The organism is Chitinophaga sp. 9-1-y, from assembly GCF_059511905.2.
This window is the reverse complement of record NZ_CM197955.1, coordinates 3,407,922-3,423,828: the sequence shown is the minus strand read 5'-3', so window position 1 is coordinate 3,423,828 and position 15,907 is coordinate 3,407,922. Positions and strand designations below refer to the sequence as shown.

The 15,907-nt window shown below is 46.9% G+C and carries 14 protein-coding genes; 8 read left to right on the top strand and 6 right to left on the bottom strand.

What is annotated here, in order from left to right; all coding sequences use genetic code 11:
• Positions 1–46: 46 nt before the first annotated feature.
• The 3 genes from AC5ZC7_RS13600 (at position 47) to AC5ZC7_RS13590 (ending at position 6,997) form a co-directional block, all read left to right on the top strand.
• The gene (locus tag AC5ZC7_RS13600; protein WP_496161855.1) at positions 47–2,380 is read left to right on the top strand and encodes a WG repeat-containing protein; all 2,334 of its coding nucleotides are present in this window, start codon (positions 47–49) and stop codon (positions 2,378–2,380) included.
• Positions 2,381–2,392: 12 nt separating this feature from the next.
• On the top strand, positions 2,393–4,687 hold the full coding sequence (locus AC5ZC7_RS13595) for a WG repeat-containing protein (RefSeq protein WP_496161854.1): 2,295 nt from the start codon (positions 2,393–2,395) through the stop codon (positions 4,685–4,687).
• Positions 4,688–4,834: 147 nt separating this feature from the next.
• Positions 4,835–6,997 carry an ATP-binding protein gene (locus AC5ZC7_RS13590; protein ID WP_496161853.1) on the top strand — a complete coding sequence of 721 codons (2,163 nt, stop codon included), beginning with the start codon at positions 4,835–4,837 and terminating at the stop codon, positions 6,995–6,997.
• A gap of 102 nt (positions 6,998–7,099) precedes the next feature.
• Here AC5ZC7_RS13590 and AC5ZC7_RS13585 read toward each other — a convergent pair whose 3' ends face one another.
• On the bottom strand, positions 7,100–8,707 hold the full coding sequence (locus AC5ZC7_RS13585; protein WP_496161852.1) for an ATP-binding cassette domain-containing protein: 1,608 nt from the start codon (positions 8,705–8,707) through the stop codon (positions 7,100–7,102).
• Positions 8,708–9,016: 309 nt separating this feature from the next.
• On the opposite strand from AC5ZC7_RS13585, the gene AC5ZC7_RS13580 reads away from it, so the two are divergent.
• The 3 genes from AC5ZC7_RS13580 to AC5ZC7_RS13570 are packed head-to-tail and all read left to right on the top strand — an operon-like array spanning position 9,017 to position 10,401.
• Positions 9,017–9,538: an RNA polymerase sigma factor gene (locus tag AC5ZC7_RS13580; RefSeq protein WP_496161851.1), complete on the top strand. Its 522-nt coding sequence runs from the start codon at positions 9,017–9,019 to the stop codon at positions 9,536–9,538.
• Positions 9,519–9,776: a hypothetical protein gene (locus tag AC5ZC7_RS13575; RefSeq protein WP_496161850.1), complete on the top strand. Its 258-nt coding sequence runs from the start codon at positions 9,519–9,521 to the stop codon at positions 9,774–9,776. Before AC5ZC7_RS13580 ends, AC5ZC7_RS13575 begins: the two co-directional genes overlap by 20 nt.
• Before the next feature lies 1 nt (position 9,777).
• Positions 9,778–10,401, top strand: a complete 624-nt coding sequence (locus AC5ZC7_RS13570) for an ATP-dependent Clp protease proteolytic subunit (RefSeq protein WP_496161849.1) — start codon at positions 9,778–9,780, stop codon at positions 10,399–10,401.
• Here the strand turns inward: AC5ZC7_RS13570 and AC5ZC7_RS13565 are convergent.
• On the bottom strand, positions 10,398–10,808 hold the full coding sequence (locus AC5ZC7_RS13565) for a hypothetical protein (RefSeq protein ID WP_496161848.1): 411 nt from the start codon (positions 10,806–10,808) through the stop codon (positions 10,398–10,400). The two genes, AC5ZC7_RS13570 and AC5ZC7_RS13565, sit on opposite strands and share 4 nt — an antisense overlap.
• Before the next feature lie 116 nt (positions 10,809–10,924).
• Here AC5ZC7_RS13565 and AC5ZC7_RS13560 point away from each other — a divergent pair, with 116 nt between their 5' ends.
• Positions 10,925–11,296: a VOC family protein gene (locus tag AC5ZC7_RS13560; protein ID WP_496161847.1), complete on the top strand. Its 372-nt coding sequence runs from the start codon at positions 10,925–10,927 to the stop codon at positions 11,294–11,296.
• Between the two features lie 129 nt (positions 11,297–11,425).
• Here the strand turns inward: AC5ZC7_RS13560 and AC5ZC7_RS13555 are convergent, their stop codons facing one another.
• The 4 genes from AC5ZC7_RS13555 to AC5ZC7_RS13540 all read right to left on the bottom strand — a co-directional run bounded on the left by AC5ZC7_RS13555 (position 11,426) and on the right by AC5ZC7_RS13540 (position 14,812).
• A complete protein-coding gene (locus tag AC5ZC7_RS13555; RefSeq protein ID WP_496161846.1) occupies positions 11,426–11,842 on the bottom strand; it encodes a VOC family protein in 417 nt (138 codons plus the stop codon).
• A 106-nt stretch (positions 11,843–11,948) separates the two neighbouring features.
• Positions 11,949–13,055 carry an ABC transporter permease gene (locus tag AC5ZC7_RS13550; RefSeq protein WP_496161845.1) on the bottom strand — a complete coding sequence of 369 codons (1,107 nt, stop codon included), beginning with the start codon at positions 13,053–13,055 and terminating at the stop codon, positions 11,949–11,951.
• Positions 13,056–13,067: 12 nt separating this feature from the next.
• Positions 13,068–13,835, bottom strand: coding sequence for a DUF1295 domain-containing protein (locus tag AC5ZC7_RS13545; protein ID WP_496161844.1), 768 nt, complete (start codon positions 13,833–13,835; stop codon positions 13,068–13,070).
• Positions 13,832–14,812, bottom strand: a complete 981-nt coding sequence (locus AC5ZC7_RS13540) for an NAD-dependent epimerase/dehydratase family protein (protein ID WP_496161843.1) — start codon at positions 14,810–14,812, stop codon at positions 13,832–13,834. The genes AC5ZC7_RS13545 and AC5ZC7_RS13540 overlap by 4 nt, the downstream gene beginning before the upstream one ends.
• 119 nt (positions 14,813–14,931) lie before the next feature.
• Here AC5ZC7_RS13540 and AC5ZC7_RS13535 point away from each other — a divergent pair, with 119 nt between their 5' ends.
• Positions 14,932–15,759, top strand: a complete 828-nt coding sequence (locus tag AC5ZC7_RS13535; protein WP_496161842.1) for a helix-turn-helix domain-containing protein — start codon at positions 14,932–14,934, stop codon at positions 15,757–15,759.
• The last annotated feature ends 148 nt before the right edge of the window (positions 15,760–15,907 follow it).

The following is a 15,907-nucleotide window of genomic DNA, read 5'->3' as shown; positions in this document are numbered from 1 at the left end:
AAAACAAGGATTTACCATATCTCCCATATAAAAAGATTATATCCTGATGAAGCATTTGATATTGACGTTATCATTTTTGTTCCCACCGTTTGTTAGCCTGGCCCAAACGCCGTCACCTGTTGCAGGTCCATCTACGCCAGCGCTGGCAGATTATCTCGACAGGTTCGACGGGGAATTTGCCCCGGTAAAAATTAAACTGCAAAAACAAATGCTGCACTATTCCGGGAAGGTACTCATCGATAAACTGGAAAACATTGGCTACTACCGCACTTTCGTAGGAGTCAAACACAATGCTTATGGCGCCGTGAATAACGCCGGCAAAGTCATTGCCCCTTTTAAATATGATGACATTACGCTTCACGATGAAAAGGATGAGCAATCGCCGGCAAAGAACTATTGCATCCTGGTGCTTCGCCTCAATGGCCGATATGGCGCCATTGATACCCTGGGGAATGTGCTCTGCGAACCTATATACAGCGAGGTAGATGTGCTCACACCTCACCTGGTTAAAGTGAAACAGAACGGATTGTACGGCTGGCTGGACATTAAAACGGGCCAGGTATTGCAATCTCCCAAATATACAAGTGTAGGCAAAAGCTATGCGCTGGAAGGTGCGGTAGAGGTGAAGCAAGGCGCCAAAGTGGGACTGGCAGCAGAAGATGGGCGTATCATTGCCCCGCTGCAATACACGGGCTTTAGTTACCTGGGCTACGAAGGCAGCACCTTTTTCGGCTATGAGGTGCAGGGTAAAACCGGTATCATGGATAAAACCGGCAAGGCCATTACCCCACCGGTATATGATAAGTGTGGCCGTGGCCCATCCACCACTATTTTCGCGGTGACCAATGCCGGCAAAACAGGCTTTGCCGATAGCACCGGCGCCCTGTTGCAGCCCCTGAAGTATACGAATGCCGAGCCCCTGGTAAATATGATGAAAGTGGCGGTAGGTAATAAATGGGGCGTTATTAATGCGCTCGGCAAAGAAATCATAGCCCCGCAATATGAGGAGATCCGGGCCATCAATGCTGCCGGGCAAGAGGTATACGGATATCTTGTTCCTGCAATAGGCAGCAGCGGCACTAAAGAAACAGGCCCCGCTTATTTTATAGTGAGCAAAGACGGTAACACCGCCTTGCTGGATCCGGATGGCAAACCAATAATACCAGCAGAATATCAAAAGATAGATATCCAGGTATACCAGGAAGTCCCATACGTGGCTGCCACAAAAGATAATCGCAGTGTGCTGTTCGATCTAAAAGGTAACCAGGTGATGCCCGCGAAATATGATGGCGCGGTAACCGGCTACAACAGCAGCTTTTCATACCAGGACGATGCCCTTGGCGCCACCAAAGGCAACTATCTCCCGGTGATAAAAGATGAGCACCTGGGCCTGTTCAATATTAGCACCCACGAAGAAATACTACCACCCATATACGATTGGATACAATGGCAAAACCCGGAGCTGCTCTACCTGAGAAATAATGATACTACCTTCCTGGTCACTAAAAATGGGAAAATTATCAGGGGAGGAGAACGGTATGGCAGTTATAATGGGGTAGATGCAGACCGCATCGTAGACACCCGTTATACAGACGATGGCACCGTTTACACCCTCACCGATATAGCGGGTAAGGTATTATACACCAACCCCCGCTGGGAATTCAAAAGCGACCGCTACTCACGGACGCTCATGCCCGATGGCATGAAAAACGCCGGTATCCGCTACAGCGACGGCCTGCTGAAAATATGGGGCGATCCGCGCGAGAATGTTTTTGTGGACCACAACGGCAAAGAAGTCCTCTTTGAAGGATACAACTTTGTGGGCGACTTCTGTAACGGCCTGGCCCTGGCAGGAAAGAATATTCCATCCGGCGAAATGCGGTACGGCATTATTAACCGGCAGCAACAGGTGATATTGCCGGTTGATGCAGAAGATATCACCTCATTGGCCGACAGCGTGCTGTTAATCAAAAAAGAGGGCCTCCACGGCCTTGTCACTCAATCAGGACAAGTGCTGCTACCCGCTAAATACCAGCGGATTGATAAAGAATATAAATTGCCCTGCTTTAAAATATATACAGGCAAATTGTGCGGCCTTACAGACAGCCAGGGCAACATCCTCTTTCCGCCGGAATATGATGAAATCGATTACCTGGAAAAGGCAAACCTGTTCCGCCTTACCAAAGGACGTAAGAACGGTATTGCTGACAGAACTGGGCGCCTGCTGATCCCAGCCATTTATGATGAGATGGACGTGAACTATGGCAGTGACCTCATTTTTCCCTTATTGGTAAAACAAGGGAAATGGTATTTCTACCTGGATAAAGACGGCAAACCGTTCCCTTATCGCTCAGAAAAGAAAAAAAGCTATAACGATTAAAAGCCGCGGCATATGAATATACGTTTGTTACTGGCAGGAGGATTATTACTGGCGGCTACCGGCGCGTTGGCGCAGAAAGGCACTGTTTTCAACAATGGACTGGCCCGTTTGGAAGACAACGGCCAAAGCTGGTATATCAATACAAAAGGGGAGAAGATGTTTGACCAGGCCCTGGCTACCTATCATCCCTTATTGCCTGACCAGGATAATAATAGTAACCATCAGCTGCTCGATTTGCAGGCCACTAATATACTGGTAAGCCGCAACGGCAAAATGGGTGTAGTGGATGGGGCAGGAAAATGGCTGCTGCAGCCAGTGTACGATACTATCGACTATAAATGGAAAACTTACCTGGAACTGCACCAGGGTAATAAAATTACGTACGCCGATTCCCGTGGTAAACTGTTATTGCCCATGCAATTTGAACAGGTGGGCATCCTGGATGAAACGCATTTTGATGTAAAGGAACATGGGAAATACGGGGTGTTCAGCACCTCCCAAAATAAACTGGTAATACCTGCCCAATATGATGCATTCGATTACTGTGGCGGATGCGGTAGTAAAGGCAATTATGTATTTGCCCAACAGAACGGCAAATGGGGCGTGCTGGATTTCAACAACAATATATTGGTTCCTTTTGAATATGATCATGAACACAGCTTCATGCGCAGCGATAACTGGATACTGTGTTTTAAAAAAGAGGGACAGGATGCGGTGATTAATATAGGCACCAAAACGGCCTATATCTCACCAACATATACCAATATGGAACTGGTCAGCGGGCATTTGCTGAAAGCAAAAAAAAATAATTACTACGGACTTATTGAGGAAGATGGTACCCAGGTAGCAGATTTTGTGTATGAAGAAATAGAAAGTCAGGAAAATGGATCCGCAGGTCCCTACCTGGTCATCACAAAGGATCAAAAAAAAGGTATTATCCGGGAAGATGGAAAAGTCATTATCCCACCTGCATATGAGGGCGATATCACCATTTATGACCATTATTTTATAGTGCCAGTAAATGGAGATTATAATTTGCTGGACACCACCGGCAAAAAGTTGTTGCCGGTGAATTACACTGAAATCACAGGCATGAGCGTCCCGGTCAATGCAAATGAGTCGCTTTCTTTATTTAAATTAAAGCAAAAGGCCCTGTATGGTTTCTATCACCCGGGAAACAAAAAAACAGTGGCCCCGGCTTTTTTTGATATCGATCGGGCGGGTTCGGAATCGCCACTGACAGGGGTGCTGGAAACAACATACCAGGGAAAGAAAGGGCTGTACAGCATAACAGGAGAACAGGTGTTACCGGCAGCATACGAAGACTATGGTGCGTTGCCGGCCCAACTGCTTTGGGTAAAGCAACACGGATTTACCGGCGTGTATGACCGCAAAAGTAAACGGCTGCTGCTACCTGCTACTTTGTACGATGTGTCGTTGGTGGACGGCGACACTACTTTGCTGGTAGCGACCAAAGAAAGCAATGGACATTATTACAAAGGCATGTACGACGCAAAAGGCGCTCCCATACTGCCAATGATATATAGTAGTATCCAGGCCGCCGGCCAACAGGAATACCTGCTCACCATTGACAATGGCAATAAAACAGGATACAGCTTATTCAACAGCCGGACCCGCCAAAAAATACCATTGTTGTACGACCAGGTGGTGGTGACAGGTACGCCGGGCATATTGATCGTGAACAGGAAGAACCATATGGGCGTTATCAACACCCGGGGAGAGGAAATCCTGCCTGTTGCGTACGAGAAAGTAGTGTATGTGCGCAACAACGTAATGAGGTTAATGAAGAAAAACAACAATGGCGCACTCCAGTTGGGATATGCAGATAATACCGGTAAAATAATAGTACCATTGATCTATGACGGAGATGAATACATGGCAGACCGGGCAGCAGATACCAGCTACGTGTGGCTCACAAAGAGAGATGAGGATGCCACCGAATATAAACAGGGCCTGGCCGCCAATAACGGGGAAGTGATAGTACCACCCATCTACGACCAGGTGTTATATGAAAAAAGTGGCCTTGGATTCCTGGTACAACAGGATCGTAAATTTAAGGTGTTGAATAAACAGGGAAAGCCTGTTAGCACGGAAGTGTTTGATGATGTGATGTTGGGAGAAGCTGCCGGCTATGGTGCCAGCAGCGTTGCATATAGTTTCCCGTTACTTTGCAGGAACGGAAATACTTACCGGTATCTCCGGGAAGATGGCAGCTTTCTGCCACTGCAAATAACGGATGTAATCCTGATTTCGCCGTATGATGGATACGGTATCCCGGAATTGTAGCGATGAAGCCGGGTAACGATACCATTACTGAGTTATAGCATATTTTTATATAGACGTTTTCATAAGAGTTGCACAACAAAGTCCCGTAATCTCGTAGAAGCTGTAGTAAAAAAGTATGGAGTTCGTTACCCTAATCGCTTTAACCATATGCGTAAGTCTGTTTTATTGTTTGTAGTGCCGTTATCGCTGATTTTTATCCTGTTGGTGACCCTGTTTTTTTCTGGCTACAGGATTCACCGCCAAAGCGCAGCCAAACTGCTGAAGGCAACAGATACCCTCATGATAGCCGACCCCGCAGTCCATTTAATGGACTCCGCCCTGTTTACGCTCAATGATGCGGAGAGCAATTTCCGCCTGTATACTGTGCTGTACGAGCGTAAATACCTGCAACGGTTCTCCGATGAACTGGGCAACGTGTTATCCATTATTGACACCGTTAGCTATACACTCAACAGCCACACCAATAAGGCATCCTTCAAACAACTGATCCGGGAAAAGGAAACCGTTTCCGGCAACATCGCAGCGCTGAAAAAAGCCACCGACTCTATGTTAACCGGCTCGTTGAAAAATGACATGATCGATAAACTACTCAACAGCATTCCTGCTTATAAGGTGACGCAAATTAAAAAAGAGAAAGTCACTATTGATACAGTAAATAATGTACAGGCGCCCAAAGAACAAAAGAAAGGCTTTTTTAAACGGTTGGGCAACGCTTTTGCCAATAAAAAAGATACCGTAAAAGCACAGATCAGCATCCGGGTGAAAACCAAAGATGGTCGCGTGATAGACAAAGAAACCTATGACGCCATGCAGTTAAAAAAGGTAGTAACAGATGTAAACGGTTATTATAAAGATATATTGAAGAAGCAGTTGGTTAACCGGCTCAAACTCAACGACCAGGAATCCTCCCTGGCAGGCAACAGCATGGCCATGATGGGGCGGCTAAAAGCATTGCTGATTTCTTTGAGAGAAAATGCTTCGCTGCAAAATCGCACCGTGAAACAGGGAGCGCAGCAGGTGGTGCAAACCAGTACCTATAATATGAAAAGCATCACCCTGAAAGCTTTAATAGCCCTGCTGCTATTCACAGGTATCATCGCTGCCGGCGCATGGATAATGCGAAAAAAGAACCGGCAACTGGAACTCGCCAAACAGGCCGTGGAAGAACAAACAAAAGTACGTACAGACTTCCTGAACAACATGAGTCATGAAATGCGTACCCCCCTGAATTCCATTGCCGGCTTCACGGAACAATTGGGGTATACCACATTGAACCCCGAACAAAAAAGTATACTGGGATCAATAGAATCCGCTACCAACATGTTGATACAGGTGGTGAATGATGTACTGGATTTCTCTAAACTGGAAAACGATTATATTTCTTTATCTCCGCAACCCTTTGTTTTATACCAGGTATATCAGGAAGTAATAGATATGATGCGGGTACAGGCTGTGCGGAAAAACCTGGAATTCCAGGTAAGCTTTGAAGGAGATAAAAATGGCCAGGTCAATGGAGATATTTTCCGCCTGAAGCAAATTTTGATTAACCTGTTGAGTAATGCCGTTAAATATACCGACAAAGGCAGTATCACGGTAACGGCTACACTGTCGGCTAAGAATGATACCACTGCTTTGTTCAGCTTCACCGTAACCGATACCGGGGAAGGCATTAGCCGGGAAGCACAGGAACGCCTCTTTGAGCGCTTCTTCCAGGCAGGCAGTTCCCGTAACAGTGTTAAGGGCACCGGGCTGGGACTGGCCATCACCAAACGCCTGATCATGCTGCAAGGTGGCGATATTAAGGTGCAGAGTGAACTGAATAAAGGATCTAGTTTTATCTGCGAAATCCCGTATGAAAAAGTATCGGTGCCGTTGATGGTCACCCAAACACCGAAAGATGTAAAGGAAACTACCGGCGCGTTTATGGCTGGACGTTATGTGTTGGTGGCGGACGACCAGGAAATGAACCTGTTGTTATTAAAATTAATCCTGACCCGCTGGAAATGCCGCTTTGATATGGCCACAGATGGCAGCAGTGCTATCGACTTATTCCATCAATATAGCTACGACCTGGTGTTACTGGATATGCACATGCCGGGAATGAGCGGAATTGAAGTGATGGAACAAATCCGCCAGGACAAGCAGCCGGAGAAAGCCAATGTAGTGGCATTGGCATTGACCGCCAATCTTACGGAAGAGGAAGAAACCGCGTTTCGGAAGGCTGGTTTCAACGGCTGGCTGATGAAGCCTTTCCGCGAAAAAGATATTTACCAGGAAATCATGAAATATCTGCCGGAGAGCAGAAAGTAGAAAGCAGAAGGCAAAAAGCTATTGTAGCGAATGTTATAAGCGGATATTGAAAATTATTCATTCGCTCTTCTCATTCGCTACAATAGCTTTTTGCTTTCTGCTTTATGCCTTCAGCTTTTTCAATACCAATTCACCAGTAATACCAGCATCCTGTATGAAGTTTTTATCGTGAGATATCAATAGCAAGGTGCCTTTATACTCAGAAAAAATCTGCGTCAATATTTTGATATTGGCCAGGTCCAGGTTATTGGTAGGTTCATCGAGCATAATCATGTCTGGTGCCTTATTTTGCAGCGTCATGGAGCAGAGCGCCAGTCGCAGCATTTCTCCGCCACTCAATACCGCACAGGATTTATCCCAGGTGCCGGGACCGAACAGAAAGTTAACCAGCATTGATTTTACCACGGATGTTTCCAGGTTATTTTCATTAAACGCCAGCGCCTGTTCCAGGATGGTGCGGCTGCGGTCAATGAGGCTGTAATCCTGATCCAGCAGTACGCTGCGGGTATTGGCAATGTAAAGCTCACCAGTGGAGGGCGGCATATGGCCCAATAGTAATTGCAGCAAGGTAGATTTGCCTGCTCCGTTAGGGCCTGTGATGGCCAGCCGGTCGCCGCTCCGAAGGGTAAACGACAAGGCAGGATCCCACAACATTTTGTCCGGCATCCAGCTGTAATTGATGGCGGTAGCCTCAGCCAGCACTTTTCCTTTGTGCAGGGAGGAGGCTTCAAAATAACCTTTCATGATACGTTGTAACTGCGCCATGGCGGTTACTTCCTGAAGTTCTGCCGCCAGGTCGCTCACTTTTTCGCTGTGTACCTGGTCTAGTTTTGCGGTAGATACTTCTGCCGCATTCTTTCTGCCATTCAATAAAATCTTGGGCATACCCCCGGTTTTACTTTTCTTGCGTGCCTGCGCATCTGCATGCTGCGCGCGTTCAATGGCAATTTGCCTTTGTTTTTTGGCCTCTCTCCAGGTTTTTTCCTGGTGTGCAATGCGCTGTTGCAAGGAGGCGGTTTCCACTTCTTTTTGCGCTGCATAGAGATCGTAGTTGCCGCCATACACTTTGATACCATCTGCCTGTAATTCCCAGATAGGGGTACATAATCGCAGTAGCTCCCGGTCGTGGCTCACGATGAGCAACGTACAACTGGTGCTGTTTACCCAGGCGTAGAGCTGTTCCCGGGCTGCATGGTCCAGGTGATTGGTGGGTTCGTCCAGCAATACCCCGGCCGGGTTAAAGATGTCGATACCGGAAAGAAATAACCGTGTTTTTTCTCCGCCACTAAGTTCGGTGAGTGGTTGATCGGGTGTTACATAAGCAATGCCCCATTTGGCGATTGCCGCTTCAAACCGGGCTAAGATGTCCCAGTCGTCCCCGATCATATCAAACCAATGTTCACTGGCATCGCCGTTGGTAATGGCTTCCAGGGCCTGGAGTTTATCTGCAATCCCGCAGGCCTGAGCTACGGTCAGTTGGTTAAAATGCCCGAAATGCTGCGGTACATAATAAAAAGGTGCATGCGCGTTAATGGTACCTGTAAATGCCTTTTCCTGACCCGCGATGATGCGTAGCAGGGTAGACTTTCCCGCTCCGTTATGACCGACAATAGCGGCCTTGTCGCCTTTGTCAAGCGTGAATTGAACATCCTCAAATAAATGGTGGCCGGTAGGCAGTTGATAGCTGATATATTGTGCGCTGATTAGCATGAAAATTCGTTTTGTCGTAAATGTTGGCGGACAAGGTCCGTTGATAGTGGGCGAGGAGGGTAGTTGTTTTCATGTTATACAATTTAAGTGAAACAATGCAGCATATGCCACCGCATACCTGTGTTAGATGTCAAATATTTAAATATATTAAGGAACGGAATAAGCCATGCCGGACGGCACGTTTACAGGATGAGCCTGTTGTATGTATGTGGGTTGTTCTTACATGATGCAGCAAAGGTAAAAAAAAATATCTTAATTTTTAGGTGATATCTGCCTGTTTATCGACACTAGTATATAAACACCTGCATTATGCGTTACCAGGAACACCAATGGTTGGAAGAGATATACCGGACTACGTTGCCGGTAGTAGCCAGAATGGTTTACCAGATGGGCGGCCACCTGGAGATGGCCAAAGATATATTCCAGGATGCCGTGATCATCTATCTCGAAAAACAACATAAAGGAACACTGCCAGCCCACGTTTCGCCAGGAGCTTATATTGCCGGGATTGCCCGGATTTGCTGTCTCCGGAAAATGAAACAATCTGGGAGGTATACATCTCTCGAAAATATTCCCGGAGACATTGCTATTCCGGAAGACTATTACGCACCGCCGCCAGTGGCAACCCCCTTGCTCAATTACCTGAAAGCCGCCGGCAAACGCTGTTTGCAGCTGCTACAGGCTTTTTATTACGATCAGCATTCCATTAAAGAAATTGCAGCCGGCTTTCACTTTAAGTCCCAGCATTCCGCCAGCGTACAGAAATACAAATGCCTGGAAAAAGTAAGAACACAATTACAACAATCTGATTATGCGGAAACCATTAGCTGAGATACAGGAGATCGATCAATACCTGCTGCAGGAAATGAGTCCTGCCGCCCGCCTGGTATTTCAGGCCCGGCTGCTGATCAGTCCAGCTTTGCGTAAACAGGTAGCCAGCCAGCAACAGGTTATACAACTCGCTACCTGGCTGGGCCGGGAAGAAAAACGCGCCCAACTCGACCACGTTTTTCATCAGCTGATGCAAGACGAAACCTTTAACACCTCTATCACGTCAATTTTTAAATAACATGGCTTTCTTAGTTCCTACGGTGATCGACGGCGACAGCCGCGGCGCCTTTGATATATACAGCTTACTGCTGAAAGAACGGATTATTTTCCTGGGTACCGCTATCGACGACCAGGTGGCGAATTTAATAGTAGCACAGCTACTGTACCTCGATAGTGAAAATCATCGTCCCATTAATATGTACATCAACAGCCCCGGTGGCGTTATCTATGCCGGCCTTGCGATTTATGATACCATGAAAATGTTGAAATCGCCCGTATCTACCATGGCGCTTGGCTTTACTGGTAGTATGGGCACCATTATCCTCACGGCTGGCGCCAGCGGTCAACGATATGCCTTACCCAACGCCACTATTCACATGCATCCCTCCAGCGGAGGCGCTAAAGGCTACACCGAAGATGTGCGCATTGCTTTCCGGGAACAACAACGGCTACAGGATAAAACCTTCCAGGTGATTGCCACCCACGCCGGCCGTACCATAGAAGAAGTATCCGCCGTTTTTAACAACGATCGCTTTATGAATGCCGAAGAGGCCAAAGCTTTCGGATTGGTAGACGAAGTATTGAATGCCGCTGCGGTATTGCCAGCATTGCCGTTTCACCAGGGACTCCTGGCGGGTGCTTAAAAAACAGCATTCCTATCCCATACAGACATGGTGATAAAGCGCCAGGAGAGATGTTCTTCCCGGTACCAGACAGTAATATTCTGTTCTCCATTGTACCAGGTCACTTCCTTGATCAGGAGGCGCCGGTGCTCATAATCCTTAGGCTTAAAGAAATTTAAAAGCCCGATCCTGAATTCTGGCAGTGCACCAGACATATAAAATTCCGTGGCCTCATCCGAAGGCCCGGCAATGGCAATAGCTTCTTCCAGTAATTTGTTTTTTAATAATGCCGGTGGCACCGTGTCCGGTGGTGGTGCTGTTTGCCCGGAGAGGAGGGGCAGAGTATCCGATGGCAACTGCCTCGCAGGGGCGCCGTGACAGGCTACTCCTGTTATGGCCACGGCCATGATCATCATCGTAATACGCATAGGTGGTGACAGATTTCGATGCCACAAGTTACTATTATCTTGCTGGTACAAAAGAGTAACAAACATTTTTTTAGTAAATTGAATGACTACTTCCCCACTAAAAGCAATGTATTGTTATGAGATTAAGAGTAGCAAGGCATACCACTTCACTGGAGCAGATGATCGGTTTTTACCAGGACATATTGGGATTCCGGCAGCTGGGATCTTTCCAGGACCACCAACAGTATAATGGCGTTTTCCTGGGATTACCAGGCGAAAACTGGCACCTCGAATTTACGGTTTCCCCTGATCCGCCAAAACATCAGCCAGACGAAGATGACCTGTTGGTGCTCTATCCCGAAAACAAAGAAGTATTTACGAAAATGCTGAATAAGGCCAGGAAGGCAGGTGTACCGGAAGTGAAGGCGAAAAATCCCTACTGGAATGAACACGGTATCACCCTGGTAGATCCGGATGGATTCCGGTTGGTGCTGGTGATGGTCATATAAGTATAAGCATAAAGCCAAAAGCGGAAAGCAAAAAGCTATTGTCGCGAATGATTAAAATATAGGATTAAATCCCGCTCTAATCATTCGCGACAATAGCTTTTTGCTTTCCGCTTTCTGCTTTTAGCGCTATTATTGCTGGTAGTCAAAATTAATCAACCATTGTATCCCAAATTTATCGGCGAACATACCGAAATAGGCGCCCCATGGTGCTTTGCCCATTGGCATAAATACCTGCCCGCCGGCAGAAAGCGCACCAAATAACTGATCTGCTTCCTTTTCGCTATCCGCCTGGATGGCCACATGAAGTTGGTTACCATTCACAACAGGCATACTGGCAGGGGTATCACTACCCATTAAAATAGTGTTTTTACCAATCGGTAATGACACGTGCATAATCTTTTCCTTTTCGCCCTCGGCGCAGGCGTCTGGTCCGCCATCACCGAAACGGGAAAGTACGAGGAATTCACCACCAAATGCGCTTTTATATAAGTTGAACGCTTCTTCACACGTGCCACTGAAATTTAAATAAGGATTAACTGCTGCCATGATAAATGAGTTTTTTGTGATGATTATTGATGACCCAAAGGTATTGTCGTCCCCCGAAATACAAGGAGGGCGGTTAAGACAATCATAGGGCCAATTGCGACATTTGTTATTCCCATTTAAACAGCCTCACAGACAGTATTGCCACAATAGTTGCCCATACTATTAATCCGATTAGTTGCACCGGTATTTGCCAGATATGCAGGCCTTCAAACGCAATCTTGCGCAATCCTTCCACAAAGAAAGTGAGGGGTAGCATTTCGCAAAAAGAGCGCAACCAAACCGGGTAATTATCTATCGGAAAAAATAATCCGCATAACAGGATTTGTGGTACAGTCAGCGTATTCGCTACCGGTGCAATAGAGCTTTCATTCCGGATCAGTCCACTGATAATAAATCCGATGCCCATAAAAATAATCAGCCCAAACACAGAGAGCAGCAGCATTTCCAGGAAAGTTACGACGCCATTTACCAACGTAAAATGAAAGGCATAATATCCCAACGCAGTGATAATGATAAAGCAGATGATTTGAAATAATAACCGGCTGATCATTTCGCCCAGTAAAAGGAAAGAACGTTTAATCGGTGTTACGTATATGCGTTTCAGTACGAGGGTGTGCCGGAGATTAAACAAGAGGAAGGCAGAGCCGAAAACGCCAGCCATCAAAAGAGAAAAGCCCAGTTGTCCGGGTAAGATGAAATCAATTTGCCGGTACACCCGACCCGGTATATTCACGGTGCGTACACTGGCCGCTGTAGGCTGATCCGGCATCACCTTCCGGTTTACCTGTGTGGCGGCTTCCTGTAAAGCCGCTTCTATCAGTGGCAGTTTATCCGCCACTGCACTGCTTCCCAGCAGGTCGGTAGTGTAATGAGGCACCCCATTTACCATTGTAGGTGATTGCAGGTGCAGGATGCCCGCAATGCGTCCTTTCTTCAGATCGGCCAGCATCGCAGCGGAATCTGTTCCCTGAGAAAGATTAAATATTTTAATGCTTTTAATGGCGGCATACATCGGGCTGCTGGTGTCGCTGTGAGGCGATAATACCATCTTTACTGTTACCGCCGTATTGTCGACCATCGCACCAAATACGGTGACGAATATAATAGGGAATAATAAAGCAAATACAACAGAGGTTGGACTGCGCAATGTAGCAATTAAACTCGCTTTCGATAATACCAGTGCTGCTTTTAGCTGACTATATTTTTTTGACATACTTGTGTAAGGTTACCAGATAAAAGGTAATAATGCTTTTCGGTTAGCCGGATAATCCAGAAATTGCTGCTGGTACCAGCGATGATTGGCCAGCGCGCGGGGAATGAGATTCGCGCAGGTCCAGATAAAGAAGGCCAGCGCCGGTAGGCTCCAGGTGAGTAAAGCATACCCGCCCCATTCCATGATTTCACCTGCCAGGTTGGGCGAAGAAATATATTTAAAGAGACGGCCTGGCGGTATTTTATAACCTGTCTCCGTTTTTTTCCGCAATTGTATCAATTGGTAATCTGCATTCCAGTTAATGAACATCCCCGTGAAAAAGAGCAATATCCCGATAATAAAGTTGGGCGTAGTATACCAGTTGTCCGGGTAATGCCCGAAAGCGGCAAACCAGGTACCCAACAGGGAGCCATTCACCGTATTAAAAAGCATAGCCGACAACATAATCACTACGGGCATCTTTTTACCTTTGGTTCGTATCATGAACGGATATACGAAACTGCGATGCAGATAGTGCAGCAGGAATAAACCAATCATCACACCGGCCGGACTGCGCCAGGGAAAGGTAGTTACCGGTATCCAGGTGAAAAAAGACACCAGTACCGTGGTTTCCATCAACAACCAGCCCATTTTATTACTGATCATTGGTCCCCATTGCCGGCTGCTGTAGCGGCCATAAGGGGCTTCTTTACGTAAGAGGTACAGTCCCGCCCCAATACCGGTAGCGGCCCAGCAACAAATAAAAATAACGTATTCCCGCAGGGGTAGATAATCGATCATTTGATAGCGCCTGTTTGTTTGAACCAGTCAATGGTATCCCGTAAGGTTTCCGTAAAAGCACGAGGCTGAAATGCCAGTTCTGCTGCTGCTTTTGAGTGGTCAATTTTTTTGTTACTGTAAATAAGGTTGTATACCGACTGTTTCGTATAATATGGTGCGCCCCCACGTAGGGCGGCCAGCATTCTCACAAACGGCAGCATACTAAATACCAGCCATAAAGGTACTACGGGTAATGATATGCTTTTACCTTTTATGGCACCTGTAGCTTTGGCGAGCGTGACCAACGAAGCCCATTGGCCACTTAGCAGGTAAGCCTGACCGGGCGTGCCTTTCGTGAGGGCGCTGACAATAGCACCCGCTACATCCCGAACGTCTACAAAATCAACGCCACCAGGAAACAAGGCTGGTATGCGGCCGTTATAGATATTTACGATGGCCTTGCCAATCAGCGAAGGTTGCTGATCATAAGGTCCCATTACCGCGGTTGGCGCCAGCGCAATTACTTCCAGGCCATTGCCGTTGTGCGCCAACGCAATCGCCTGGGATACTGCTTTGGAATGATCGTAATTAAGCCGGTTGTCGGTGGTAGGAGAACGGCTTTCATCCATTGGTTCATCATAAGGCGCCTGGTTATAGGCAGTGACAGAACTGAGATGTATAAATCTTTTAACGCCTGCCTGCCGGGCTGCTTCCACCAGTAAGCGGGTACCGTTGGTGTTGACGAGAAACAGCTTTTCATCTGGCCGGTCGTCTACCGAAATCATAGCAGCCAGGTGTATGACGGCATCCATGTCTTTGACCAATGCCTGTAGGCTGTCGCCGTTCAGCAAATCACCATATACATATTCGACTGTATGCGGAGGAGAGGTAGGGGGCGCCTTGCGGGTCAGCAGCCGTAGCGTATGTCCACCAGATAGCAATAAAGGAGTGAGTACTGTACCTAAATAGCCGGATGCGCCTGTTATTGCAATTCTCATTTTAATGGTAAAAAGGGTTTTGGCTGCAAAAGATAAGGCAAATCAGTAGCATTGGCTGTCTTTTTATATATATTTGTTTTGTAAGGAGCGTACTGAGCACCTATAGCCGAACATATTCAATGGAATCTAAAGTTTATAAGCCGCATCCGGCTTTGCAGGATCTTGTGCATTGCATTAGCATTTATGGGGTGGATTTCTCCCAGACCCAGGGACTAACTAATATCTACCGATTTGTACCCGCCTACCAACGTTATATTATCTTCTACCTGGAAGATCCGATTAAAGTACTCAAGCCGGGGCACAACGAGTTTATCACCAAGGCTACCTGTGTGACCATTGGACCCCAGGACCAGGCAGTAACACTCGATATGGGCCGTAAGCACCTGGCGCTTTGTGTGGCCTTCCAACCGGGAGGATTACACCGCTTGCTGAAACTGCCATTATCGGAAATCTATGAGCAGGACCTGGACACCAACCTGTTGCTGGGAAATGAAATCAATGAAATCACCGAAAGACTGAAAGGCGCCGACGATTGGGATCACATGATAAGTATCATAGAATTTTATCTGCTGAAAAAAGTCGATCACCTGAAACCTTTATTGCCGGTAGACCAGGCCATAGCCGCCCTGGTAGATACTGCCGGTAATGTAACCATAGAGGAACTGGCCTCCATGGCCTGTTTAAGCTTGCGGCAGTTTGAAAGAAAATGTACCGAACGCCTCGGTATGCCGCCAAAACAATATGCCCGCCTGATCCGCTTCTGTAAAGCCTACCAGCTGAAAGAACTGTTCCCGGAAAAAACATGGACCGAAATAGCCTATCACAGCGGCTACTACGACCAGATGCACTTTATCCGGGACTTTAAAAAATTCGCTGGTATCACCCCCTCCTTCATCGATGAAGAAGAACTCCAAACAACCATACGCCTGCATAAGATTATGAAGTAATTAGAAAGATGTCGTTTTTGTACTATGACAAAATCACTTCTCACGATAATTTTGCTATCGTAATCAGTACACGACCTTTCTCCATGAAGGTAGATACTTATAAACAGCGGCTATGTTTGTAAGGAAACTATGCAACGGCTTAACCATT

Bases quoted from the DNA above. Each gene is read 5' to 3' on its own strand.
- AC5ZC7_RS13570 (WP_496161849.1), top strand. From the start codon at position 9,778: ATGGCTTTCTTAGTTCCTACGGTGATCGACGGCGACAGCCGCGGCGCC.
- AC5ZC7_RS13545 (WP_496161844.1), bottom strand. From the start codon at position 13,835: ATGATCGATTATCTACCCCTGCGGGAATACGTTATTTTTATTTGTTGC.
- AC5ZC7_RS13575 (WP_496161850.1), top strand. From the start codon at position 9,519: ATGCGGAAACCATTAGCTGAGATACAGGAGATCGATCAATACCTGCTG.
- AC5ZC7_RS13595 (WP_496161854.1), top strand. From the start codon at position 2,393: ATGAATATACGTTTGTTACTGGCAGGAGGATTATTACTGGCGGCTACC.
- AC5ZC7_RS13550 (WP_496161845.1), bottom strand. From the start codon at position 13,055: ATGTCAAAAAAATATAGTCAGCTAAAAGCAGCACTGGTATTATCGAAA.
- AC5ZC7_RS13560 (WP_496161847.1), top strand. From the start codon at position 10,925: ATGAGATTAAGAGTAGCAAGGCATACCACTTCACTGGAGCAGATGATC.
- AC5ZC7_RS13580 (WP_496161851.1), top strand. From the start codon at position 9,017: ATGCGTTACCAGGAACACCAATGGTTGGAAGAGATATACCGGACTACG.
- AC5ZC7_RS13585 (WP_496161852.1), bottom strand. From the start codon at position 8,707: ATGCTAATCAGCGCACAATATATCAGCTATCAACTGCCTACCGGCCAC.
- AC5ZC7_RS13540 (WP_496161843.1), bottom strand. From the start codon at position 14,812: ATGAGAATTGCAATAACAGGCGCATCCGGCTATTTAGGTACAGTACTC.
- AC5ZC7_RS13565 (WP_496161848.1), bottom strand. From the start codon at position 10,808: ATGCGTATTACGATGATGATCATGGCCGTGGCCATAACAGGAGTAGCC.
- AC5ZC7_RS13590 (WP_496161853.1), top strand. From the start codon at position 4,835: ATGCGTAAGTCTGTTTTATTGTTTGTAGTGCCGTTATCGCTGATTTTT.
- AC5ZC7_RS13600 (WP_496161855.1), top strand. From the start codon at position 47: ATGAAGCATTTGATATTGACGTTATCATTTTTGTTCCCACCGTTTGTT.
- AC5ZC7_RS13535 (WP_496161842.1), top strand. From the start codon at position 14,932: ATGGAATCTAAAGTTTATAAGCCGCATCCGGCTTTGCAGGATCTTGTG.
- AC5ZC7_RS13555 (WP_496161846.1), bottom strand. From the start codon at position 11,842: ATGGCAGCAGTTAATCCTTATTTAAATTTCAGTGGCACGTGTGAAGAA.